21 protein-coding genes are annotated in these 23,246 nt (G+C 66.1%); 11 read left to right on the forward strand and 10 right to left on the reverse strand.

The genetic code is table 11. The features are described from left to right. Positions 1–18 precede the first annotated feature (18 nt). A complete protein-coding gene (locus ACXAJT_RS03605; protein WP_475233114.1) occupies positions 19–717 on the forward strand; it encodes a VIT1/CCC1 transporter family protein in 699 nt (232 codons plus the stop codon). Between the two features lie 203 nt (positions 718–920). Here the strand turns inward: ACXAJT_RS03605 and ACXAJT_RS03610 are convergent, their stop codons facing one another. Further along, positions 921–1,217, reverse strand: a complete 297-nt coding sequence (locus tag ACXAJT_RS03610) for a hypothetical protein (RefSeq protein ID WP_475233116.1) — start codon at positions 1,215–1,217, stop codon at positions 921–923. Positions 1,218–1,671: 454 nt separating this feature from the next. Between ACXAJT_RS03610 and ileS the strand changes: the two genes are divergently transcribed. Further along, entirely contained in the window at positions 1,672–4,656 is a 2,985-nt protein-coding gene (gene ileS, locus ACXAJT_RS03615) for an isoleucine--tRNA ligase (protein ID WP_475233118.1), read from the forward strand. Between the two features lie 122 nt (positions 4,657–4,778). Here the strand turns inward: ileS and ACXAJT_RS03620 are convergent, their stop codons facing one another. The 3 genes from ACXAJT_RS03620 to ACXAJT_RS03630 form a co-directional block, all read right to left on the reverse strand. Then, entirely contained in the window at positions 4,779–5,405 is a 627-nt protein-coding gene (locus tag ACXAJT_RS03620; protein ID WP_475233120.1) for a hypothetical protein, read from the reverse strand. 161 nt (positions 5,406–5,566) lie between these two features. Continuing rightward, positions 5,567–6,088, reverse strand: coding sequence for an acyloxyacyl hydrolase (locus tag ACXAJT_RS03625; RefSeq protein ID WP_475233123.1), 522 nt, complete (start codon positions 6,086–6,088; stop codon positions 5,567–5,569). A gap of 135 nt (positions 6,089–6,223) precedes the next feature. After that, positions 6,224–6,679, reverse strand: coding sequence for a low molecular weight protein-tyrosine-phosphatase (locus tag ACXAJT_RS03630; protein ID WP_475233125.1), 456 nt, complete (start codon positions 6,677–6,679; stop codon positions 6,224–6,226). A gap of 75 nt (positions 6,680–6,754) precedes the next feature. Between ACXAJT_RS03630 and ACXAJT_RS03635 the strand changes: the two genes are divergently transcribed. After that, positions 6,755–7,444: an NAD-dependent deacylase gene (locus ACXAJT_RS03635; protein ID WP_475233572.1), complete on the forward strand. Its 690-nt coding sequence runs from the start codon at positions 6,755–6,757 to the stop codon at positions 7,442–7,444. A gap of 3 nt (positions 7,445–7,447) precedes the next feature. Here the strand turns inward: ACXAJT_RS03635 and ACXAJT_RS03640 are convergent, their stop codons facing one another. From ACXAJT_RS03640 to ACXAJT_RS03665, 6 genes are all read right to left on the reverse strand, one after another. After that, positions 7,448–7,879: a copper chaperone PCu(A)C gene (locus tag ACXAJT_RS03640; protein ID WP_475233127.1), complete on the reverse strand. Its 432-nt coding sequence runs from the start codon at positions 7,877–7,879 to the stop codon at positions 7,448–7,450. A gap of 208 nt (positions 7,880–8,087) precedes the next feature. Beyond that, complete coding sequence (gene rpmB / locus ACXAJT_RS03645) at positions 8,088–8,378, reverse strand: 50S ribosomal protein L28 (RefSeq protein ID WP_475233574.1); 291 nt, start codon at positions 8,376–8,378, stop codon at positions 8,088–8,090. A 117-nt stretch (positions 8,379–8,495) separates the two neighbouring features. After that, on the reverse strand, positions 8,496–9,497 hold the full coding sequence (meaB, locus tag ACXAJT_RS03650) for a methylmalonyl Co-A mutase-associated GTPase MeaB (RefSeq protein WP_475233129.1): 1,002 nt from the start codon (positions 9,495–9,497) through the stop codon (positions 8,496–8,498). 625 nt (positions 9,498–10,122) lie between these two features. Beyond that, a complete protein-coding gene (locus ACXAJT_RS03655) occupies positions 10,123–11,055 on the reverse strand; it encodes a LysR family transcriptional regulator (RefSeq protein ID WP_475233131.1) in 933 nt (310 codons plus the stop codon). A gap of 350 nt (positions 11,056–11,405) precedes the next feature. Then, positions 11,406–13,847 (reverse strand): ATP-dependent helicase HrpB, encoded by a 2,442-nt coding sequence (gene hrpB / locus ACXAJT_RS03660; RefSeq protein WP_475233133.1) that lies wholly within the window; start codon positions 13,845–13,847, stop codon positions 11,406–11,408. A gap of 146 nt (positions 13,848–13,993) precedes the next feature. Beyond that, positions 13,994–14,836 (reverse strand): lytic transglycosylase domain-containing protein, encoded by an 843-nt coding sequence (locus ACXAJT_RS03665; RefSeq protein ID WP_475233135.1) that lies wholly within the window; start codon positions 14,834–14,836, stop codon positions 13,994–13,996. Between the two features lie 521 nt (positions 14,837–15,357). Between ACXAJT_RS03665 and ACXAJT_RS03670 the strand changes: the two genes are divergently transcribed. From ACXAJT_RS03670 to ACXAJT_RS03705, 8 genes are all read left to right on the forward strand, one after another. After that, complete coding sequence (locus ACXAJT_RS03670) at positions 15,358–15,546, forward strand: Flp family type IVb pilin (RefSeq protein ID WP_475233137.1); 189 nt, start codon at positions 15,358–15,360, stop codon at positions 15,544–15,546. A gap of 81 nt (positions 15,547–15,627) precedes the next feature. Further along, on the forward strand, positions 15,628–15,831 hold the full coding sequence (locus ACXAJT_RS03675; RefSeq protein ID WP_475233139.1) for a hypothetical protein: 204 nt from the start codon (positions 15,628–15,630) through the stop codon (positions 15,829–15,831). A gap of 315 nt (positions 15,832–16,146) precedes the next feature. After that, entirely contained in the window at positions 16,147–17,004 is an 858-nt protein-coding gene (gene cpaB / locus ACXAJT_RS03680; protein WP_475233141.1) for a Flp pilus assembly protein CpaB, read from the forward strand. A gap of 238 nt (positions 17,005–17,242) precedes the next feature. Continuing rightward, positions 17,243–18,661, forward strand: a complete 1,419-nt coding sequence (locus ACXAJT_RS03685; RefSeq protein ID WP_475233144.1) for a type II and III secretion system protein family protein — start codon at positions 17,243–17,245, stop codon at positions 18,659–18,661. Positions 18,662–18,698: 37 nt separating this feature from the next. Then, complete coding sequence (locus ACXAJT_RS03690) at positions 18,699–19,331, forward strand: OmpA family protein (protein WP_475233576.1); 633 nt, start codon at positions 18,699–18,701, stop codon at positions 19,329–19,331. A 219-nt stretch (positions 19,332–19,550) separates the two neighbouring features. Further along, positions 19,551–20,798: a CpaE/TadZ family protein gene (locus ACXAJT_RS03695; RefSeq protein WP_475233146.1), complete on the forward strand. Its 1,248-nt coding sequence runs from the start codon at positions 19,551–19,553 to the stop codon at positions 20,796–20,798. A gap of 12 nt (positions 20,799–20,810) precedes the next feature. After that, entirely contained in the window at positions 20,811–22,274 is a 1,464-nt protein-coding gene (locus tag ACXAJT_RS03700) for a CpaF family protein (RefSeq protein WP_475233149.1), read from the forward strand. A 5-nt stretch (positions 22,275–22,279) separates the two neighbouring features. Continuing rightward, the gene (locus ACXAJT_RS03705; RefSeq protein ID WP_475233151.1) at positions 22,280–23,245 is read left to right on the forward strand and encodes a type II secretion system F family protein; all 966 of its coding nucleotides are present in this window, start codon (positions 22,280–22,282) and stop codon (positions 23,243–23,245) included. Position 23,246: the final 1 nt, after the last annotated feature.

The following is a 23,246-nucleotide window of genomic DNA, read 5'->3' on the forward strand; positions in this document are numbered from 1 at the left end:
CAAGCAGGAGCCAGCCGCATGACCCGCCAGCCCGACACACCCGCCGACCTGCCACAGCCCGATGGCCATGGCCGCCTGCGCGACATCGTCTATGGCGCCATCGACGGGTCGGTGACCACCTTTGCCATCGTCGCCGGGGTGGCCGGGGCCGAGCTGTCGCCGTTCATCATCCTCGCGCTCGGCTTTGCCAATGTGCTGGCCGACGGGTTTTCCATGGCGGCGGGCAATTACTCGGGCACCAAGGCAGAACTCGACGATCTGCACAGGTTGCGGCAGGCCGAATGCGCCCGTATCGACAGCGCCCCCGAAACCGCCCGCCGCGACCTGCGCGCGCAACTGGCGCGGCAGGGCCTATCGGGCGAGGTACTGGAGGCTGCCACCGATCAGATCGCCCAGAACCCCGAGCATTGGTGCACGCAGCTTCTGGCCGGGGACCACGGGCTGTCGGCGGTGGACCCCAAGCCGATGCGCGCGGCGCTCGCCACCTTCGGCGCTTTCCTCGCCGCCGGGCTGGTGCCGCTGCTGCCCTTCGTGCTGGCGCTGGAAAACGCGCTGATGGTGACAACGGTGCTGACGCTGGCCTGTTTCTTTGCCATCGGCGCCTACAAGAGCCGCTGGTCGCTTAGCCCATGGTGGCGCTCTGGGCTGGAGACGCTGGCCATCGGCGGCGTCGCTGCGGGCATCGCCTTCGTCGTCGGGCGGCTCTTCGCGCTGTGAGCGCGGACTTGCTGGATCGCGGGGGGAGACTGCGCCGAGAGGGTTGGCCAGCACCGCGCGGGGTCTCGGGACCGATCCCCGGCGGCACTGGCCTGAGCAGGCCCCGTTACGCAGGCCAATTCATGGGAGGACACCCCCGCCCGTACCATCCGTGAGTGATAGCGGGTCCCGTGCGGCAGGACGAGGGGTACACAACGCCAGCCTCAATAGGCCGGCGCCACACGAGGGGCGGCGCTCTCCGATCCGCCATCCCCTCCCGGAACGAAGCGCAGGGCTTCGTCCCCCGGCGCAGCGGCGGGGAGGTCCCCATCCCCGCGCACGCTCAGGGTTCCGATCCCGACCATCAGGCCGAGGGCAAGCAGCACCGCCACCAGCAGCCCGCCGGCGAAATTGCCGAAGGCGCCGGTTTGCGGCGGCTCTGCGATACGCAGTGTCGGCTCCGCCCTGAGGGTCGAGCCGAAGGGGCTGCCCTGCGGCAGCTTGTCGTCACGATAGGCCATGAAGTCTCCATGGGGTCGTTGGGCATGCGGCGGCTCGGAACTCTGTGAGATGGCAGTAGCCCGGCCCGCGCTGCGGTTGCCCGTAGAAACCCCATTTCGCCGGGCCGAGCGCCTCACTTCTTGTGTGATCGCGGATTCCGGCGCCCTGCCGCCACATCGCCCGCCATGCATTGGCCGATCCCCGCCAGCCGTCCCCGGCGCTGGCGGCAGAACGCCGGATTGCCGCAGCGTCACGGGGGGATTTCCGCCCATACCGCCCGGCACATCCGCAGGCGCGCAACCACTGGACCATCGCGAGTCGGACGCCTATAAGGCGCCCATGATGCCCCGCAATGCGATCATCATTCGAATTACATGCCCGGCGCTCTGACCAATAGAGCCGCCGGGACAAGGCGTATGGACCGCCGCGCCGATCTTTCTCAGACATCCGACATAACTTCCGGGACCGCAGAACATGTGCGCCGACACAACCACCCAGACGCCTGACTACAAGGACACGCTGAACCTTCCGAAGACCGAGTTCCCGATGCGTGCGGGCCTGCCCAAGCGCGAGCCGGAATGGCTCGACCGTTGGGCGAAAATCGGCATCTACGACCGCCTTCGCGACAAAGCCGAAGACGGCAGCCGCACGCCCTTCACGCTGCACGACGGCCCGCCCTACGCCAACGGCCACCTGCACATCGGCCACGCGCTGAACAAGACGATCAAGGACATGATCGTGCGCAGCCACCAGATGATGGGCCATGATGCGCGCTACGTGCCGGGCTGGGACTGCCACGGCCTGCCGATCGAATGGAAGATCGAAGAGCAGTACCGCAAGAAGGGCAAGAACAAGGACGAGGTTCCGGTCATCGACTTCCGGCAGGAATGCCGCAAGTTCGCCGAAGGCTGGGTCGACATCCAGCGCGACGAGTTCAAGCGCCTTGGCATCACCGGCAACTGGGACGATCCCTATCTCACCATGGCGTTCCACGCCGAGCGGGTGATCGCGGAAGAATTCCAGAAGTTCCTGATGAACGGCACGCTCTATCAGGGCTCGAAGCCGGTCATGTGGTCGCCGGTCGAGAAGACCGCGCTGGCCGAGGCCGAGATCGAGTATCACGACCACAAATCGCACACGATCTGGGTGCCGTTCAGCATCGTCTCGGGCGGCCACATGGCGCTGCCGCAGGGCGAGGATGACGACTACGCCGGAGCCGACACCGAACTTCTGGCGCAGGACCTGCAGCACGCCCGCGTGGTGATCTGGACCACCACGCCGTGGACCATCCCGTCGAACAAGGCCGTCGCCTATCACCCCGACATCGAGTACGGGCTCTACGAGGTCACCGGCACCCCCGAGGAATGCTGGTGCTCGGTCGGCGATCTTTACGTGGTGGCCGACAAGCTGGCCGGCGACGTGTTCAAGGCCGCCCGTCTCGAGCCCGATATGGTCTCGCGCAAGCGCGGCGTCTCGGCTGATGAGCTGTCGGGCCTCACGCTCGCCCACCCGCTGCGCGGGGCCGAAGGTGCGGATGGCTTCTGGGATTACGACGTGCCGATGATCGACGGCGACCACGTCACCGACGACGCGGGCACCGGCTTCGTGCACACCGCGCCCAGCCACGGCGCCGACGACTACGAGTGCTTCGTCAAGCGCAACTGGATCGACCGGATGACCCACAACGTGGGCGAGGAGTCCGAGTTCCTGCCGCATGTGCCGTTCTTCGCCGGGCTGCGCGTGTTCGATCAGAAGGGCAAGGAAGGCAAGGCCAACACCACCGTGATCGCCAAGCTGGTCGAGGCTGGCGGCATCATCGCGCGTGGCCGTGTCAGCCACTCCTACCCGCACAGTTGGCGCTCCAAGGCGCCGGTGATCTTCCGCAACACGCCGCAGTGGTTCGCCGCCATCGATCGCGACGTGAACGATGGGCAGGACGAGAACGGCAAGACCATCCGCGACCGCGCCCTGACCTGCATCGATCAGGTGAAATGGACGCCGCAATCGGGCCGCAACCGCCTGCACTCGATGATGGAAGCCCGCCCCGACTGGGTGCTGTCGCGCCAGCGCGCGTGGGGCGTGCCGCTGACCTGCTTTACCCGCAAGGGCGCGCTGCCCACCGACGAGGGCTTCCTGCTGCGGGACCCGGCGGTCAACGCGCGCATCTGCGAGGCCTTCGAGACCGAAGGCGCCGACTGCTGGTATGCCGATGGCGCCAAGCAGCGGTTCCTTGGTGCAGAGTATAACGCCGACGAATGGGAGCAGGTCTATGATGTGCTCGACGTGTGGTTCGACAGCGGCTCGACCCACGCCTTCGTGCTGCGCGACCGCGAAGACGGCACCAAGGACGGCATCGCCGACGTCTACATGGAAGGCACCGACCAGCACCGCGGCTGGTTCCACAGCTCGCTGCTGCAATCGGTCGGCACCACGGGCCACGCGCCCTATCGCAATGTGGTCACCCATGGCTTCACGCTGGACGAGAAGGGCAACAAGATGTCCAAATCGCTCGGCAACACCATCGTGCCCGCCGAAGTGGTGAAGCAATACGGCGCCGACGTGCTGCGCCTGTGGGTCGCGCAGACCGATTACACCGCTGACCAGCGCATCGGGCCGGAGATCCTCAAGGGCGTGGCCGACAGCTACCGCCGCCTGCGCAACACCATGCGGTTCATGCTGGGCGCGCTGGGGCACTTCGAGGAAAGCGACCGCGTCGATCCCGCCGACATGCCCGAGCTTGAGCGCTGGGTGCTGCACCGCCTTGCCGAGCTCGACACGGTGGTGCGCGAGGGCTATCGCGCCTACGACTTCCAGCACGTGTTCCAGCAGGTCTTCACCTTCTGCACCGTGGACCTGTCGGCGTTCTACTTCGACATCCGCAAGGACGCGCTCTACTGCGACGGCGACACTGCCCGTCGCCGCGCCGCGCGCACGGTCATGGACCTGCTGTTCCACCGCCTGACCACCTGGCTGGCGCCGGTGCTGTGCTTTACCATGGAAGACGTCTGGCTCGACCGTTTCCCGGGCGCGCAAAGCTCGGTGCACCTGCAGGACTTCCCCGACACCCCCGACAACTGGCGCGATGCCGCGCTGGCCGAGAAGTGGGGCAAGGTGCGTCAGGCCCGCCGTGCGGTGACCGCGGCGCTGGAACTGCAGCGCACCGAGAAGGTGATCGGCGCTTCGCTCGAGGCCGCACCGATCGTGCACGTCGAGGACGCCGAGATGCTCGAGGCGCTGAAGACCGTCGCGTTTGAAGACATCTGCATCACCTCCGGGGTCTGGCTGACCGCCGATCCGGCCCCGGCCGAAGCCTTCCGCATGGCGGAAGTGGCGAATGTCGGCGTGGTGTTTGAAAAGGCCGAGGGCCAGAAGTGCCAGCGCTGCTGGAAGATCCTGCCCGACGTCGGGACGCACAGCCATTCTGCGACCTGCGCGCGCTGTGACGAGGCGCTGGGATAAACCGCCGCGCCCCTGCCCCGCGCCGCTAAGGCGGCAAGGGGCGGGATCGCGTATGTTAGGTACAATGAAGGGCCGGGGTGGCGATCACCCCGGCCCTTTTGCGTGGGGTCTGCCGCCGCGGCTCAGCCACCCTGATGCATCATCCGCTGGTGCACCGCATGCATGCCGCGCGCGGCCATGTCAGAGACCTCGGCAGCATGGGTCTGCAGCGCCCTGACCATCTGCGGCGCGTCGGAGGTCTGGGTGACGATGATCCCGGCGTCGGTAACCTCGATCTGCGTGTCGATCGCCTCTGGTCGGGCAAAGAAGATGTCGAGCGTCGGACTCTGGATGAAGACCTTGGGATCATCACCCGCCTCGACCCGGGCGATCATCCCGGTGACATGGCTGACGAGCGCGGCCATGACCTCGGGATCGGAAGAGCGGGTCACCGTTCGGATGCCGTTCGGCAGATTGGTAACCTCGCGCGAGAAGGTCGGGAAATTGCGGAACATCGTGGCCATCTCGGCGCTCTCCGCGGGCGTGACATTAAGACCGCGCAGGCCGGGCATGGTGGCCTCGTCATGGCCGGTGCCATCGGCGCCGTGGCCGTGCATCATGCCAGAGCCGTGGCCGGACATTTGCGCGCTCGCATCGCCGGGCCCGAGCAACAGCACCGCGGCGATCAGGCAAGACATCAGGGCAGACATCAGGCCAGACATCTGGCCAAGCAAGGCAGGGCGACGCGGATGTTTGTGCGGACGCGACATAGGCTTTCTCCCAAGACAGGCAGCCGCAATTTACACCGCTTTGCCACCGCGGCCAAAATTTATATGCATCATGACGAATTCGTCACCCCGCGCGGCCTCCCTCTGGAAACGCAAAAAGGCGCCCCTGCCGGCGCCTTTAGCGGTGTGCCGAGCGATTTGGATCAGCGCGTCGGAATGCTGACCCGGAACTGCACCGTCTCGATGCCCGGGTTCTCGTCGTAGATCTCGGCGTTGGAGCGGTGATCGTAGCTCAGACCAAAGCGCCAGCCCATGCGGTTCTCATAGCCCACTTCGATCCCCGAGCGGAACTCGATCGGCCCCCCGAGATCAAAGCCACCGTTGTCGGCGTAAAGGCCCGGCATGGCGTGCAGTTCGGTATAAAACGGCGTGTTGCCCAGAGCCATGTTCCACGTCGCGCCGTAGCCGATCCAGCTTTCGCCGTCTTCCGCCACCGACACGCCGATCGCCTGTCCGAAGGGGCCGAACTTGCGGCCGAAATCATAGCGCAGATAGGCCTCAGGCTTGGCCTCTGCGTTGCGCTCAACCACGGTGCCCGCCGAGAAGGCGACCCGCGGCGAGGTTTCGTTGCTGCCGACACAGCCATTCGAAGTGCCGCAATAGTTCATGCCCATGTCGCTGAGACCCGCGATCAGCATCAGCACTGCAAAGGTTCCGTCTGCCATTCTTCTACCTTCCGATCTGCCCCGGCGCCTGCCGCGCCTCGGTATTGCCTAGCGCCTCAATGGCGCATGCGGCGCAGGCTGTCCACCCGCCCGCGACGCGCGCCGCCTGCGCCGGTCCCTAGCGGCAACATGCGCTTAGCGTTGCAATTCGTCCAACAGCCCCTTGGCCGCGTGTTCGATCAACTCCAGCGCGCCGTCGAAATCGCGCGTGAAATAGGGATCGGGCACCTCTGTCGCGCCGCTTTGCGGGGCGTAGTCGGTGAACAGCCGCAGGTCCGCGCCGCCCTGCGCCGGGCGCAGACGCTGCAGGTTTTCAAGGTTCGACGGGTCCATGGCGATGATCAGATCGAAACGCTCAAAATCCCCGGCCTCCACCTGCCGCGCGCGCAGGCGCGACAGATCATAGCCGCGGCTGCGCGCGGCGCGTTGCATTGGCCCGTAGGGCGGCTCGCCCACGTGCCAGTCGCCGGTGCCCGCGCTGTCGATCTCGAGCGGCACATCGCGGTCGGCGGCCATCACGCGCAGCACACCCTCTGCCGAGGGTGAGCGGCAGATATTGCCCAAGCAGACAAAGAGGATACGGTAAGCCATGCGGGTCTCCTTCCGGGCCCGTGATACCGCGTCAAACGCGCGGGCGCAAAGCAGGAGCACGGGCAAGTGGCAGAACTGGGCAAGATCGTCATTCTCACCGGGGCGGGCATTTCCGCCGAAAGCGGGCTGGGCACGTTCCGCGACGAAGGCGGCCTCTGGGCGCAACACAGGATCGAGGATGTGGCCACGCCCGAGGGCTTCGCCCGCAACCCAACGCTGGTGCATGACTTTTACAATGCGCGCCGTGCGCAGGCCGCCGGGGCCGCTGCCAATCCGGCGCATACGGCTCTGGCCCGGCTTCAGCGCGAGCACCCCGGCGAGGTGATCCTCGTCACGCAGAATGTCGACGGGCTGCACGAGGCGGCGGGCGCTGCGGCGCTGCACATGCATGGAACGCTGACAGGGGCGCTCTGCGCCGCCTGCGGGGTGCGCTGGGAGGCGCCGCTGGTCATGGCGCCGGCGGACCCCTGCCCCTCCTGCGGGCGCGCAGCCACACGGCCCGACATCGTCTGGTTCGGCGAGATGCCCTATTACATGAACGAGATCGCCGGGCATCTGGAAACCTGCGATCTCTTTGCCGCCATCGGCACCTCTGGCGAGGTCTACCCCGCCGCCGGCTTTGTGCAGGAGGCGGCATACGCGGGCGCGCGCACGGTGGAGCTCAATCTGGCCGACAGCGCGGGATCGCGGCTGTTCGCCGAACATCGGGTCGGCCCGGCGAGCCGGATCGTACCGCATTGGGTCGACGAGTTGCTGGCGGGCTGAGCGTCAGCGCTCCAGATCGACGGGCACCTCGATGCGAATCTGCGCGCCGGACTCGAACCCGAGGCTGAGATCGATGCGGGTGCCCGGCTCAAACGGCTGGGTCAGCCCCATCAGCATGACATGATCGCCGCCACGGGCCAGCGCGTGGCTGCCGCCTGCGGGAATCACCAGCCCGCCCTCGATCGGACGCATGCGCATCACCCCGTCGTCGCCCGCAAGATGGGTGTGAAGTTCGGTCTTGGCCGCGGCCGGCGAGTCGACCGAGACAAGATGCATGTCTTCGGTGCCAGTGTTGCGCAACGTCATGAAGATGGCCCCGGTGGGGGCCGACGGCATGGCCGCCCGGGCATAGGCATCCTCGACGAGAATCTCGGCATGCGCGTATCCGCCAAACGCTGTGGACAGGGCCAGCACAAGACCCGCGACAAAGTTCATCCGCATTCTCAGCTTCCCTCCCCAAGCGACAGAACCGACAGGCGTTTCGTGAACCATCCACAGCCGGGACGCAAGAGCGTGACGTGGGGATAACCCGTAGAGAAGATTTTGCCGCGCACCAATGCGGGCAAGGGCAATATTCTGAAAACAAACGAAAACAGCCCCGAAGCGGCCTGCTTCGGGGCTGTGGAAATCTCTGTGGACCAGATCAGGCTTGCGCCGTCTGAGCCTTCGCGATTTCTTTTTTGACTTTCAGCGCGTTGGCGCTCAGTTCGGTGTCCTTCGCCTTGGCGAGAAACTTGTCGAGGCCACCGCGGTGGTCGACCGAACGCAGGGCGGACGCCGAGATGCGCAGCTTAACGCCGCGGCCGAGGGCTTCCGACTGCAGGGTAACGTCGTTCAGGTTGGGCAGAAAGCGACGCTTGGTTTTGTTGTTGGCGTGGCTCACGTTGTGGCCCGTCATGGGGCCTTTGCCGGTCAGTTCGCATACGCGCGACATTTGGTCCATTCCTTCATGTCTCGGGGCGAAAGCGGGCCTTCCGCCAATATCAAAGGGCGCCGCTTTCACAGCGCCCGGAATCTGGTCGCGCTTCTCTAGCTCCAAGGCAGGATGGCGTCAAGTGCCCTTCCCGGCAAAGCCCGGCAGATAAGTCCGCAGGATTTCATCTGCCGCGCGCGCAGGCACCATCTCGCCGGATTCGACGCGGCGCGCAAGCGCCTCCATGGCACCGCGGACAGGCTCCTGCCGCAGTCGCGCCAGCAGGCCTTCGCGCACCTCCGCCTCGAACCAGTGGCGCGCCTGCTCGGCCCTGCGGGCGGCAAACTGGCCCGCCTCCCGGCGCCAGTCGGTGAGCGCCTGCATCTCCTGCCACGCCGCTTCCAGCCCGGCCTCTTCGAGCGCCGAGACGGTCATCGCCTTGGGAAAGCCGTCGGGGTCCTGCGGGCGCTTGCGCAAGAGCCGCAGCGCGCCAGCGTAATCGGCGCAGGTGCGCGTTGCAGTGGCCCGCAGATCGCCGTCGGCCTTGTTGATGAGGATGATGTCAGCGGTCTCCATGATGCCGCGCTTGACGCCCTGCAGCTCGTCGCCACCGGCGGGCGCCAGCAACAGCAGGAACAGGTCCGACATCTCGGCCACCATGGTCTCGGACTGGCCGACGCCCACGGTCTCGATCAGGATCACGTCAAAGCCCGCCGCCTCGCACAGGCCGATCGCCTCGCGCGTGCGGCGAGCCACGCCGCCGAGCTGGGATTGCGCCGGAGAGGGCCGGATGAAGGCGTTACGGTCGCGCGACAGGCGCTCCATGCGGGTCTTGTCGCCGAGGATCGAACCGCCAGAGCGCGCCGAGGAGGGATCGACCGCCAGCACGGCGACCTTCAGCCCCTGCCCGGTCAGCATCATGCCGAAGGCTTCAATGAAGGTCGATTTGCCGACACCGGGCGTGCCGGACAGGCCGATACGCAGCCCCTCGCGCCCCCGGCCCTGCCCGCGCAGCCGCTCAAGCAGCGCGGTCGCCTGCGCGCGGTGATCGGCGCGGCCACTTTCCACCAGCGTGATCGCGCGCGCCAAAGCGCGCCGCTCGCCGGCCTCGATCCGTGTTGCCAGATCCTCGGTATCCATGCCACCTCGCTCCGTTTGCCCCGATTTGGGCCACCGGCGGAGGGAATGTCCACCCGCGCGGGCGCGCCGCGCGGAAAAACCGCAGCGCCGCCCGCACGCGCGGCAGCAGCCCGACCTCTGGCTGCCATTCAGCCTCGACTCGGGTGACGGTGACGGTGACGGTGACGGTGACGCCAGCCTCGCGCAGAAAGCGCTGCACCCGGTCAATCGGCGCAAGGTTCGAACTGGCCAAGATCGTCGGAGAGTCGCCCCATCGCAGATGCTCGCTGGCACCCGCAGGCGTCGACCCCTCGCTTCAACCGCCCGGGGACCTCCTGCGAGCAGCCCCCAGCCCGCCGCCATGCCCGGCGCAAGGCGGCCCCGCGCGTCTTCGGTACAGAGCGCGTCGCCGCTGCTACCCGTAGTCTAGGCGTCGATCACCGCGTCGAAGGCGATGCGCTGATCGGGCACGTTCTCGGCCCAGGGCGCGCGCTCGCGCCTTTTGGATGGCAGAGAACGGCGAAGCGGCGCGGTCGGCCAATCGCGCCGAAGACAAGCGTAGCGCCCCCAAATCGCATTGTCGGGCGGCAGCTTGCATGCGCACTTCAGGGATGAAACGATGCGTCTAATCAGCGACAGAACACCTTCACTGGCGCATTTGCAGGCCCGGCGCTTGGGTTTCAGTGATCTTTGTCTGCGCGTGCTCGATGAAGGCCCGGATGGTCCGGGAACTGCGCGCGCCCTCGCTCATCAGAAGCCCCAGCCGCAGCGTGCGCACCGGTCCGGTCATCGGGATGAACTTCAGGCGACGTCCGTCCGGGGCAAGATCGGTGGCCGGATGCGTGTTGCCCATGCCGTAGCCAAAGCCATTGGCCACCAGCGAGCGCATCACCGCGATGTCGCGGGTCCGTTCGGCAATCATCGGCGTGATGCCGAGCTTGGTGAAGAACGACAGGAAGTACTCGCCGCTCATCGGCAGGTCGAGCAGCACCATGGGATAGTCCGAAAGCTCGGCGGGGGTCACGCTGTCGAGCGCCGCAAGCGCGTGCCCTTCGTGTACCAGCGCGAAGGGGGGCAGTTCGATCAGCGGCAGGAATTCAAGGTCGGAGGGCACGTTCAGATCATAGGTCAGCGCCACGTCGATCCGCGCCGCGCGTAGCCCGTCGAACAACTCCTGCTGGTCGCGCTCGTACTGGCGGAACTCGACGTCCGGCCAACTGTCGACGAAGCTGCGGCGCAGTTGCGGGAGCACGATCTGCGCGAAGGTCAGCAGACAGCCAACGTTCAGCGGCCCGCGCACCTGCCCCGAGATGTCGTTGGCCAAATCATCGAGCATCGCGGCTTTTTCGAGCAACTCGCGCGCGACGGTCATGAAGCGCGCTCCGCCCTGCGTCAGCGACAGCCCGTGAGCGTGGCGGCGGATGAAAAGCTGCAGACCAAACTCCGCCTCCAACTGCGAGATCGCCGCAGAGATGGAGGGAGAGGAAACGTTCACCTTTTCGGCGGCGAGGGCGATCGAGCCGCACTCCCCCACGGCGACGAAATATTCCATCTGGCGCAGCGTAAAGCGTAAGGGCACGGCTCACTCCGGGATCGGGATTGTTAGGCATACCCTAATGCACCCCGCCCCACCGCGCCAGCGCCCTCAGTAGCCGATCCGGCCGGCCTTTGGCGCAGAGTATGTGCCGAAGAAGGGGGCCGACAGCGCGTCGACGGTGTTGCTCGTGTCCGCGCTGGCGGCTCGCGCGTCCGAGAACATCATGGCGCGGCTGAGGTCGCGGGCCCAAACCGAGGCGCAAGACCGTAGGCCCGCCATAAACGCCGCCAACCGCGATGGCGGTGTGGTCGGACCCGGAGGGCGCCTCGGCGTCCCATTTGCCAAGCGCGCCCAGCCACCAGACGACATCGCGCCCCCGATAGGCGCGCCGCTCAGCGACTGCGCGGCTTGGCGCGCAGCGTGGGATCGGCCTCGCGCGGGTCTTCGGGCCACGGATGCTTGGGATATTGTGCCTTCATGTCCTTTCGCACGTCGGCGTAGGATCCTTCCCAGAAGCCCGGCAGATCCATGGTGGTCTGCACCGGGCGGCGCGCTGGCGACAGCAGCGTCACGCGCAGCGGTTGCTTGCCGACCCTCGGATGGTCGCGCTGGCCGAACATTTCCTGAATGCGCAGGGTGATCTCCGGGTGTTCGCCAGAATAGTCGATCGGGATCTCGCGCCCCAGCGGTGTGGTGAACTTGCCCGGCACAGAGGCGTCCAGCGCCTGCATCTGCCCCCAGTCGAGCCGCGCGCGCAGCGCCGGCAGCAGATCGAACCGCTTCCAGCCGTCGGCGGATTTCACGCCCGTCAGATACGGCAGCAGCCAGTTCTCGAGATCGGCGAGAAGCGCCTCGCTGCCCATGTCCGGCAGATCGAGCCCCGCCTCGCGACCGATCTCCACCCGCGCGCAGAAGCGGCGGGCGGCATCGGACAGCGCCAGCCCCAGATCGCGCACCCCGTCCAGCATCGCTTCGGCAACGGCCTCTGGCGGGGCGTCCTTCCACAGCCGCTCATCCAGCGCGATGGCCCCGAACCGCTCCTGACGCCGGGTGATGACGCGGCGCTCGCGCTTTGACCATTCGCAGACATCGTGCCACGCGATCTGCTCGTCAAAGAGGTCGCGCAGGTCCGACTCGGCGATCGGAATCGCCTGCCGAATGCGCGCCTCGCGCGGGTTGCCGTCGGTATCGGTGACCACGATGAGCCTTGTGCCGGCCAGCGGATCGGCCTCGTCCATCACCGCACCCTTGCCCCCCGAGAGTTGGAAGCGCGGCGCATCGCCCTTGCGGCGCAGCCCGATACGGTCAGGATAGGCCAGCGCCGCCTGCGCCGCCGGAGACATGCGCTCGGCGCCCTTGCCTGCCGCGCGCGCAAGCCGCTTGGCCTCGGCCTTGATCCGTTCCAGCGCAGCGCGGTTCACCTCGTAGGGGCGGCTCTGGCTGAAGCGCCGCAGATCGCGGATTGCCTCGAGCCGGAAGCCAAGGTCGGAGGGCGCGCCGCGCAGCGGATCGCGCTCGGCCAGCAGCGCAGCGAGCGGCGCCGCGTCCGGACCGGCAAAGCTGAGCATATGCGCAAGCCGCGGGTGCAGCGGCAATCGGGCGAGTCCCCGGCCATGATCGGTGATCCGCGCATACCCATCAAGCGCGCCGAGCATGGTCAGCAGCGCCCTCGCCTCGGCATAGGCACCGGGGTGCGGCGCGGTGAGGAAGGGCAGGTCTTCGGGCGTGGCGCCCCACAGTGCCAGTTCCAACGCCAGCCCCGCCAGATCGGCGGTCTCGATCTCGGCGGGCGGAAAGGCCTGCAGCGCGCCCTCCTCGCCCTTGGTCCAGAGTTTGTAGGCGACCCCCTCGGCCACCCGGCCGCCCCGGCCCGCACGCTGTGTCGCCTCGGCACGGGTGACCTTTTCGGTCACCAGCCGCGACATGCCAGAGCCGGGATCGAAACGCGCGCGGCGGGCACGCCCGCCATCGACCACCACCCGGATGTCCTCGATGGTGAGCGAGGTTTCGGCAATCGAGGTGGCAAGCACCAGCTTGCGCCCCTGCCCCTCAGGCCGGATGGCAGCGCGCTGCGCGGCAAACTCCATGGCGCCAAAGAGCGGTCGGATCGTCACATCCTTGGGCAGCCGTCCTTTCAGCAGCCCCTCGGTACGGCGGATCTCTCCCTCGCCCGGCAGGAAGGCGAGGATGCCGCCCGTGGTCTCGCGCGCGGCCTGCGCGATCAGATCGGCCATCGCGGGCTCGAAGCGCTGTCCTTTCGGCACGGACCGGTCCAGCCAGCGATCCTCGACCGGGAAGCTGCGCCCCTCGGAGGTGACGATCGGCGCTTGCATCAGATCTGCCACCGGCCCCGCGTCAAGCGTCGCCGACATCGCCAGCAGCAGCAGATCGTCGCGCAGCGCCCCGGCGATCTCGAGACAGAGCGCGAGCCCCAGATCGGCATTGAGCGAGCGCTCGTGAAACTCGTCAAAAATCACCGCGCCGATGCCCGCCAATTCAGGGTCGGACTGGATCATCCGGGTGAGAATGCCCTCGGTGACCACCTCGATACGGGTTGCCTTGGAGGACTTGCTCTCGCCCCGGATGCGGTAGCCGACGGTCTCTCCCGGTGCCTCCCCCAGCGTCTCGGCCATGCGCGTCGCGGCGGCGCGTGCGGCAAGCCGCCGCGGCTCGAGCATCAGGATGCGGCCCTTGGTCAGCCCCGCCTCGAGCATCGCCAGCGGCACGCGGGTGGTCTTGCCAGCGCCCGGCGGCGCCTGCAGCACGGCGCGCCCTTTGGCACGCAGGGCGGAAATGAGCTCGGGAAGGGCGGCGTCGATGGGCAGATGGTCCATGCGCGCGGTTATGCGGGATCGCTGCGGGCGCGTCGAGGGGTGGCCCACACGTTGCCGAGGTGTTTCAGAAGCAGCGCTATATGGGGGCGCTGCCCCCGCCACGCTGCGCGCGGCTCCCCCGGCGTATTTTCGAAGAGAAGAAGGCGTCAGTTGGCGCTGACCCGGAAGACGCAGCCATCCGAGATCAGCTGCGGTGGCGTCAGACAGAGCCCCTTGGCGACGGTGAAGGCGGCAAGCACCTTGGGCACATAGTCGCGGGTTTCGCTGTAGGGCGGCACGCCCTGATGCTGCGGAATGGAATTCTCGCCCGCGTTATATCCCGCGAGCACGAGGATCGGATCTCCGTCGAACCGCTCCATCAGGAAATCGAGAAAGGCGACGCCGCCCTTGATGTTCTGCACCGGATCGAGCGCATCGGCGACGCCAAAGCGCGCGGCGGTGGCGGGCATCAGTTGCATCAGCCCCTGCGCCCCGGCATGGCTGACCGCGTCGCTGCGCCCGCCGGATTCCACCGCCATGACCGCCAGCGCCAGAGCCGGCGAGACCCGCGAGCCCACGGTGGCGCCCAGCAGGTCGCGGCCATAGCGCGCGGCGATGTCCTGCAACTGCTGCAGCCGCGGCGCGCGCACACCCGCGCCCTGCGGCGCGCTGGCGAGCTTGAGGAGCGCGGGTTCGAGCCGGCCCGGCCCCGATGCCGCAAGTTCGGGCGAGACCGCCTGCCAGAACCACGCGTAGCTGCCGCCGCCCTCGGCGCGGCCGGCAGAAGGCGCGGCAGAGCCGGGCGGTGGCGCAAGCGGCACCGGCTTGGCCGGCGCCGGGGCGATCTGTACGGTGATCCGCTTCTTGGTGCCGGGTTTGGGCGGGGTCACCCGCTTGGCCGAGAAGTCAGGAAAAGGTGACGGTTGCTCCGCCAGAAGCGGGAGCGCGATCGCGGCGTTCAGAAGCACCGCAAGGAGCGCGGGGCCGAAAACTCTGCCTATGCTGGTCATTGCTGCCTGCTCGCCTTCCTTGCTGCGTGCCGAACACGAGAGTCCGGCAACACTGGATCATGATGCCTGACCGCCGCGCATCTTCGGCGATACGCCCTACGGTCCTGAAGTCCTGCCAAAATCTGCCCGCCCTAAGACACCACCGTCTGGCAGAGCCCGCGCGAGTCGTTATTGCGGGACAGACATCGCCTGCCCCATCCTTATACAGTGTTGCATAGAATCCCTGATCGACCAAGCTAAGCCGCTGATTCCCAGAGCAAACCCGGGCAATCGGCATGTCGTTGGACGCGCCTTTGCCAAAAACAGAGAGCCGCCGAAGTAAAAATACATAAAATTCATCGCCTTACGTAAGCATCTCGCGATTCAACCTCGACGCCAAAAACAATCCGATTGTGCCAAATTCCCGCCTCAATCCAACGGCTTTATTGGGTCCAGGCCGCGAGGAACCTGGGCAATGAGAGAGGCCCGCGACGGGAACCACGCAGGTTGAAGAACACAAACTGGATTTACGGAGAGACACAATGCTGAAGTTCATCAAAACCTTCCGCAAGGACGAAGACGGCGCAGTGACTGTGGACTGGGTCGTGCTGACCGCCGCCGTGGTGGCCATGGCGATTGGCGCCTACACGGTGATCGACGATAACGCGAACACACTGCTCAGCGCCACCGGTTCGCAAGTGGCCGGTCAGACGAGCCTGTTCACTGAGTAATCGGCCGACCCACGATCCTGACTAAAGCCGTCGGGCCCAGGCCCGGCGGCACCCGCAAGACCAAAACAAGCGAGAGCACGCATGCCAAAAGTCTTGAAACGTTTTGCGACCGACGAGTCTGGCGCCGTAACGGTCGATTGGGTGATCCTAACCGCTTCCGTCGTCGCCATGTCCGCAGTCTCAATCTACATGACCCGCAACGCGAGCGGCGAATTGATGGATTCCGCCGGCTCCGCACTGGCTGCGGAAACCGCGATCTTCGAAGACACCGACACCGGGAACTGAGTCTCCGGAAGGCGCTTCGGCGGCGGGAAACCTCTGGGCGGAGCACATTCACGCTGCGCAACCGTCGTCATGTTGTCAGACACTTACCTTTCCTCCGCACCCCGCGGAGAGGCTGCACCTGCAAGGCGCGGCCATCGACGCGTTTGCACAGGCAATGCTCGCCCCCGCCCTGCAACTGCCGCTGTGAAAGCAAACTACCGGCCATTTTTGAACACAATCCCAAGTCATCCTTGATGACTGGAAGCGCGCGGGAAACAGCGACACCGCGTGACAAGATACATGGGCCTCTGTGGCCCGGTCTCGAAAGGGTATGACATGCGACTGCTATTCGGACTGGTTTTGATCGCGGGGCTCGGGCTCGCCGGCTTCGCCGTCCACATGGCGCAGAATTACGTCGGCACGTATCAGGCCGCCCTGCAGGAAGAGCGCGCAAAATCGGTCGCCGCCGTGCCCACCAAGAAGATCTATGTGACCACCCGCGCGATCGCGCACGGACAGGTCGTTACATCCGAAGATGTGCGCCTCGCTCCGTGGCCGGTCGAGATCCTGCCAGACGATGTCTTCGACACGGAAGCACCGCTCTTTCAAGAGGGCGATGCCCCGCGTGTCGCCATGCGACCGATGGAGAAGTTCGAAGCCGTCGTGCCCACCAAGATCAGCGAACCCGGCGGCGACGCGGGCCTCACGTCCCGTCTCCAGCCGGGCCAGCGCGCCTTTGCGATCAAGGTGGACGTGCACTCCGGCGTCTCGGGTTTCCTGCGCCCGGGTGACCGGGTCGACATCTACTGGACGGGCCGCGTCGCGAGCGACGAAGCCAACCGCCCGCGCGGCGAGTTCACCAAGCTGATCCAAACCGGCGTGCGGCTGCTGGCGATCGACCAGACCGCTGATATGGAAGACGCCGACGTGAACGTGGCCCGGTCGGTCACCGTGGCCGCCAGCCCGCAGCAGATCGCTTCGCTTGCGCAGGCGCAGAGCACGGGCCGGCTGTCGCTATCGTTGATGAACGCCAATGACACCACGGTCGCCGATGCGATCGAGGTCGACCAGCGGTCTCTGCTGGGATTTACCGCAACGCAGGTGGAACCGGAACCACGCGCGCCGCAGGTCTGCACCACCCGCGTCCGCCGCGGCGGCGAAGTGGCCGAGATCGCGATTCCCTGCACCAACTGACCGCAGCGAAGAGGTAATTCCGCCGCGACACGCGCGACCTCAAGCGCCCAAATCAATGCGGGACGTCCTTCCGGGCGTCCCTTTTCTATGCGCTCCGCTGCCCTTTTGTTGCCACGGATCCACAACAAGAGACGCAGCGAACCCATTGATTATTGCATAAAATCGCCATTGCGCGCAGAGTGGCAAGAAATGCGGGCAAGAAGACCCGCCTCCGAGGCGTGATCGAAAGGCAGGTCACATGACAGCTGACAGCATCTTCAAAGCGGCCCTTGTTGGGCTCGCGCTGAGCGTGACCACCCTTGCCCCCCCGGCATGGGCAGACAGCCTGCGCGTCGTCCGCACCGGCACCGAAAGCGCGCTGAACGTCCCGATGAACCGTGCCGTGGTGGTCGAGAGCGACGCGCCCTTCGCCGAGCTTTCCATCGCCAATCCCGCCATCGCCGACATCTCGTCGCTGTCCGATCGCACGATCTACGTGCTGGGCAAGACGCCCGGCACAACGACGCTGACGATCCTCGACGCCGCCGGGCAGTTGATCACCAATGTCGACGTGCGCGTCGCCGCCGATGTCACCGAGTTCAAGGAACGCCTTCGGCAGATCCTACCCGGCGAAAAAATCGAAGTGCGCACCGCCAACGACGGCATCGTGCTTTCGGGCACCGTATCGAGCTCGCAGAAGCTGCAGCGTGCGCTCGATCTGGCCGAGCGCTATGCGCCCGAGCGGGTGTCGAACCTGATGTCGGTGGGCGGCGTGCAGCAGGTGATGCTGAAGGTGCGCTTTGCTGAGATGCAGCGCTCGGTCGCCAAGACCCTGCGCAGTTCGCTGTCGATGGGTGGCGATCTGCTGGGCGGCGATCTGGGGCTCGACTCGGAATCCGGCAGCTGGCTGCAGAATAACAACGAACTGGGCTCCGCGCTGACGCTGTCTGAAGACACCGAAGGCGCCGCGCTTTTTGGCTTCAACGCTGGCGGGCTCGAAGTGGGCATCCTGCTCGAAGCGCTGGAATCCAAAGGCGTTGTGCGCACACTCGCCGAGCCGAACCTCACCGCGCTTTCCGGGCAGGAAGCGAAATTCCTTGCCGGCGGCGAATACCCGGTGCCCGTGGCGCAGGACGAGGGGGCGATCTCGGTCGAGTTCAAACCCTTCGGCGTCGAGCTCAACTTCATTCCGCGCGTGGTGGATGGCGATCTCATAAACCTCGAACTGCAAGCCGCGGTCTCGTCGATCGACAGCACCAACGGGCTTGATCAGGAGAGTATCCGCATCGATGCCTTCCGCCGCCGCGAGACCTCGACCACCGTCGAGATGCGTGACGGCGAAAGCTTTGCCATCGCAGGGCTGCTGCAGGACGATTTCACCGATCTCAACGGTCAGGTGCCGTGGCTGGGCGATGTGCCCGTGCTGGGCGCGCTGTTCCGCAGCGCCGAATACAGCCGCCAGCAGTCTGAACTGGTGATCATCGTCACGCCGCATCTGGTCACGCCGACCCGCGGTCAGGCGCTGGCCCTGCCCACCGACCGCGTGCGCCCGCCCTCCGAGCGCGACCTGTTCCTCTATGGCCGCGTGACCGACGAGGGCAAACGCCCGGTGAACGGCGCGGCAGGCGAAGTCGCCAAGCAGGACTTCAGCGGCTCTTACGGCTATGTGATGGATTAATCTGATGCGGGCAGGACTGGTGCGGACAACACGGATGATGATCAAGGGCGGCACCGCCGCCCTCGCGCTGGGGCTGGTCGCCGCCTGCTCGCAAAAAGAAACCGGCTCTGACGCCGATGGCGGCAACTTCGGCAATGCGACGATGAACAACACGCTGCTGATGACCGGCCAGCGCAGCTATGTGCAGGATCTCTCCAGCCGTTTCGCCGCCGAAGTGCCCAGCATGGTGAACTTTGCCTTCAACAGCACGGTGCTGGACGCCAGCGCGCAGCAGGTGCTGCGCCAGCAGGCCGATTGGATTCGCCAGTTCCCCGAGGTGCGTTTTCGCGTCTACGGCCATACCGATCTGGTCGGCAACGCCGCCTACAACAAGTCGCTCGGCCTGCGCCGCGCGCAGGCGGTGGTGCGCTATCTTTCCAGCCGCGGCATCTCGACCTCGCGGCTCGAGGCGGTTGTCTCGTTTGGCGAAACACAGCCGCTGATCGTCACCGAAGGGCGCGAGCGCCGCAACCGTCGCACGGTGACCGAGGTTTCGGGATTCGTTCAGGATCACCCGAACCTTCTGGACGGCAAGTATGCCCAGGTGATTTACCGCGAATACGTGCGCAGCGCGCAGCCCGCCTCAACGCTAAGTGGTGGCTCGCTGACCGGCGGTGGCGGCGGCGAATAACGCCCGGCCCAAACACCCCTTCCCGCTCAACTCATCGTCCGAGAATACCGTACAATTACGGTTTTTCGGTCAAAATGTTGCCTCACTCTACCGACAATTTCTCCTTCAGCGGGGCGGACCCGGCTCGATCACGAGTCGGTCCGCGCGGCGGATGGGTCATTCAGGATGCAAAACGCGTCCTGCCATCCGCGTCACCGCCTGAGGTAAAGGACTAGACGCATGACGACCACTCTCGAGAGGCAGAGCGCCGCCCCCGCCCCGATCTTGGCCTGTACCGTCAGTCGGGACGTGCAGAACTTCGACCTGCTTATCGAGGATATGGAAACCCTGCTTGGCGAAGGCTGGGGTGATCTGGGGTTCGAGGAGGCGCTGACCTTCCTCGGCCAGCCCGACGCGGGCACTCTGGAATTCATTGCGCTGGCCATCGACAGCGAAGACGAAGACAGGCTGCCGCTGCTGTGCACCATCATCTCGCGGGCATCCGAGCGCGGCATCAAGGTGGTGCTGATCGCCGAGGATGTGACCCCCGCGGCGCTGCACCAACTGCTGCGCGGCGGTGCCGACGAATTTGCCCCCTACCCGCTGCCCGAGGGCGAACTGGCGCACGCCGTGGCGCGCATTCGCGCCCGCGCCGAGGCTGCCGCGACCGCTGCCGCCCCGGCCCCCAGCGCCGCGAAGCTTGAAGGCGGCGGCGACGGCGTGCTGATCGCGGCGCAGGGGCTGTGCGGCGGCACCGGCACCACGACCTTCGCGGTCAACCTCGCGTGGGAACTGGCCACCGTGCAAAAGGACGCCTCGCCGCGCGTCTGCCTGATCGACCTGAGCCTGCAGTTCGGCACCGTCGCGACCTATCTCGATCTGCCGCGCCGCGATGCGGTGCTGGAACTTCTCAGCGACATTCCCGCGATGGATGGCGACAGCTTCGCCCAGGCGCTGGCCACCTATGATGACCGCCTGCAGGTGCTTACCGCGCCGCCGGACATGCTGCCGATCGACATGCTCTCGCCCACCGACGTCAAAGCCCTGCTCGACGTCGCGCGCGAGCATTTCGACTTCGTGGTGATCGACCTGCCCAAGACGATCTCGGACTGGACTGACACCGTGCTGACCGAGTCTCAGGTCTATTTCGCACTGGTCGAACTCGACATGCGCTCGGCGCAGAATGCGCTGCGCCTGAAGCGCGCGCTGCAGTCCGAGGACCTGCCCTTCGAAAAGATCCGCTTTGCGCTGAACCATGCGCCGAAGTTCACCGACCTGCAGGGCAAGACCCGCGCCAAGCGCATGGCCGAAGGGCTGGGTATCGAATTCAGCGTCATGCTGCCCGACGGCGGCAAGCAAGTGCAGATGTCCGGAGACCATGGCGTGCCCCTGGCCAAGCAGGCCGCCAAGAACCCCCTGCGCAAGGAAATCGCCAAATTGGCTGCCGAGCTTTACGCCGTCGGCCAAACGGATGCGGAAGCCGCGTAATAGGAGCCCGCCATGTTCTCGCGTTACAAGAAGACCCCGTCGAAACCAGCCGCGCCGGCCCCTGCCCCCGCCGAAGCGGCAACGGCCACCGCGGCCGCTCCCGCTGCGCCTGCGCCCACTGCCGCCCCCAAACCGCTGCCGAAGCGCAAGCCCAAGCCACAGCGTGCCGCCGAGGCCGCGCCGCAGGATCGTGAAAAAAAGCGCAAGGAACGGCTGGGCGAGATCAAGCTCGAACTGCACCGGGCGCTGCTCGACAACCTCAACCTTGCGGCCATCGATCAGGCCAGCGAGGGCGAGCTGCGCGAAGAGATCGCCGCCATCGCCGCCGAGGTGCTGCAGGAAAAGGGCATCGTGCTCAACCGCGACGAACGCGGCACGCTCAATCAGGAACTCTACGACGAGGTGAAGGGCCTTGGCCCGCTCGAGACGCTGCTGAAGGACGACACCGTTTCGGATATCCTGGTGAACGGGCCGCGGCAGATTTTCGTCGAACGCGATGGCCGGCTGCAGCTGTCGGACGTGACCTTCAAGGACGAACGTCACCTAATGCGGATCATCGACAAGATCGTCTCTGCCGTGGGACGCCGGGTCGACGAATCCAATCCCTATGTCGACGCCCGTCTTGCCGACGGCTCGCGTTTCAACGCCATGGTGCCGCCCATCGCGGTCGACGGCTCGCTGGTGTCGATCCGGAAATTCAAGAAAGACAAGCTGGGCATCGACGATCTGGTGAACTTCGGCGCCTTCACCGAAGAGATGGCCGTCTACCTGCAGGCCGCTGTCGCCACGCGTCTCAACGTCATCGTCTCTGGCGGTACCGGCTCGGGCAAAACCACCACGCTCAACGCCCTGTCGTCCTTCATCGACGACAGCGAGCGCATTCTGACGATCGAGGACACGGCGGAACTGCAACTGCAGCAGACCCACGTGGGCCGCATGGAAAGCCGCCCGCCGAACGTCGAGGGCAAAGGCGCGGTCACCCCGCGCGATTGCCTCAAGAACGCGCTGCGGATGCGCCCCGACCGGATCATCGTCGGCGAGACGCGCGGCGAGGAAGTCATCGACATGCTGCAGGCGATGAACACCGGCCACGACGGCTCGATGACCACGATCCACGCCAACAACCCGCGCGATGCCATCTCGCGCCTCGAGAACATGATCGCCATGGCCGGTGTCGAGATGCCGCTGAAGGCCATGCGCAGCCAGATCTCTTCGGCGGTCCACATTCTGGTGCAGGCCAGCCGCCTGCAAGACGGCTCGCGCCGGATGACCTCGATCACCGAGATCACCGGCATGGAAGGCGACGTGATCTCGATGCAGGAAGTCTTCCGCTACCAGCGCGTCGGCCTCACCCCCGAGAACAAGATCCTCGGCCATTTCACCGCCACCGGCGTGCGCAGCCACTTCTCCGAGCGCTTCCGCATGTGGGGTTATGACGTGCCGCCCTCGATCTACGAACCCTTCCGCCCGGAGTAAGCGCCATGCTGAGTGCAGAACCGATCATCTACGGCCTGATCTTCATCGGCGTGCTGGTGCTGGTCGAGGGCGTCTATCTGGTGGCCTTCGGCAAATCGATCAGCCTCAACAGCCGAGTGAACCGCCGGCTGGAGATGCTCAACAAGCACGACAGCCGCGAAGAGGTGCTGGCCAAGCTGCGCAAGGAGATGGACCAGCATCTCGAACGGCGCGGCATCCCGCTTTATTCTCTGCTGGCCGACCGCGCACAGAAAGCCGCGCTGGCCTTCAGCCCGCAGCAACTGCTGCTGATCATGGTCGGGGTGAGCGTCTTCGCGTTCTTCGGCCTGACCATCGGCACCGAGGCCACGCTGCCGGTGCGGCTGATCATGGGCGTGGTGATCGGCATCGGCGGCGTCTTCATGTGGGTCAACAGCAAGGCCAAGAAGCGCCTTGCGCTGATCGAGGAACAGCTACCTGACGCGGTCGAACTGATGGTGCGCAGCCTGCGCGTCGGCTACCCGTTCAGCTCAGCCATCACCATCGTGTCGAAAGAGATCAAAGACCCGCTGGCCACCGAGTTCGGCGTGATCTCGGATGAGGCCACCTACGGGCGCGACATCGGCGAAGCGCTCAAGCACATGGCCGAACGTCTCGACATGCAGGACCTTCGGTTCCTCGCCGTGGCAGTGACCATCCAGCAGCAATCGGGCGGTAACCTCGCCGAGATCCTCGACGGTTTGGCCAAGGTGATCCGGGCGCGCTTCCGCCTGTTCCGCCGGGTGAAGGCCATCACCGCCGAGGCGCAGTGGTCCGGCAAGTTTCTCTCCGGCTTCCCGGTGGCAGTGCTGCTCGCGATTCAGGTGCTCGACCCCCATTACTACGACGAGGTGGTCGACCACCCGCTCTTCATCCCGTGCTGCTTTGCCGTGGCTTTCTTCCTCACCGCCAACCTTCTGGTGATGCGGATGCTTGTGAACATCAAAGTCTGAG

The organism is Salipiger sp. ABF4_146, from assembly GCF_056161345.1.

Coding starts and splice junctions, on each gene's coding strand:
- ACXAJT_RS03605 (WP_475233114.1), top strand. CDS start 19: ATGACCCGCCAGCCCGACACACCCGCCGACCTGCCACAGCCCGATGGC.
- ACXAJT_RS03610 (WP_475233116.1), bottom strand. CDS start 1,217: ATGGCCTATCGTGACGACAAGCTGCCGCAGGGCAGCCCCTTCGGCTCG.
- ileS (WP_475233118.1), top strand. CDS start 1,672: ATGTGCGCCGACACAACCACCCAGACGCCTGACTACAAGGACACGCTG.
- ACXAJT_RS03620 (WP_475233120.1), bottom strand. CDS start 5,405: ATGTCGCGTCCGCACAAACATCCGCGTCGCCCTGCCTTGCTTGGCCAG.
- ACXAJT_RS03625 (WP_475233123.1), bottom strand. CDS start 6,088: ATGGCAGACGGAACCTTTGCAGTGCTGATGCTGATCGCGGGTCTCAGC.
- ACXAJT_RS03630 (WP_475233125.1), bottom strand. CDS start 6,679: ATGGCTTACCGTATCCTCTTTGTCTGCTTGGGCAATATCTGCCGCTCA.
- ACXAJT_RS03640 (WP_475233127.1), bottom strand. CDS start 7,879: ATGAACTTTGTCGCGGGTCTTGTGCTGGCCCTGTCCACAGCGTTTGGC.
- rpmB (WP_475233574.1), bottom strand. CDS start 8,378: ATGTCGCGCGTATGCGAACTGACCGGCAAAGGCCCCATGACGGGCCAC.
- meaB (WP_475233129.1), bottom strand. CDS start 9,497: ATGGATACCGAGGATCTGGCAACACGGATCGAGGCCGGCGAGCGGCGC.
- hrpB (WP_475233133.1), bottom strand. CDS start 13,847: ATGGACCATCTGCCCATCGACGCCGCCCTTCCCGAGCTCATTTCCGCC.
- ACXAJT_RS03665 (WP_475233135.1), bottom strand. CDS start 14,836: ATGACCAGCATAGGCAGAGTTTTCGGCCCCGCGCTCCTTGCGGTGCTT.
- ACXAJT_RS03670 (WP_475233137.1), top strand. CDS start 15,358: ATGCTGAAGTTCATCAAAACCTTCCGCAAGGACGAAGACGGCGCAGTG.
- ACXAJT_RS03675 (WP_475233139.1), top strand. CDS start 15,628: ATGCCAAAAGTCTTGAAACGTTTTGCGACCGACGAGTCTGGCGCCGTA.
- cpaB (WP_475233141.1), top strand. CDS start 16,147: ATGCGACTGCTATTCGGACTGGTTTTGATCGCGGGGCTCGGGCTCGCC.
- ACXAJT_RS03685 (WP_475233144.1), top strand. CDS start 17,243: ATGACAGCTGACAGCATCTTCAAAGCGGCCCTTGTTGGGCTCGCGCTG.
- ACXAJT_RS03690 (WP_475233576.1), top strand. CDS start 18,699: ATGATCAAGGGCGGCACCGCCGCCCTCGCGCTGGGGCTGGTCGCCGCC.
- ACXAJT_RS03695 (WP_475233146.1), top strand. CDS start 19,551: ATGACGACCACTCTCGAGAGGCAGAGCGCCGCCCCCGCCCCGATCTTG.
- ACXAJT_RS03700 (WP_475233149.1), top strand. CDS start 20,811: ATGTTCTCGCGTTACAAGAAGACCCCGTCGAAACCAGCCGCGCCGGCC.
- ACXAJT_RS03705 (WP_475233151.1), top strand. CDS start 22,280: ATGCTGAGTGCAGAACCGATCATCTACGGCCTGATCTTCATCGGCGTG.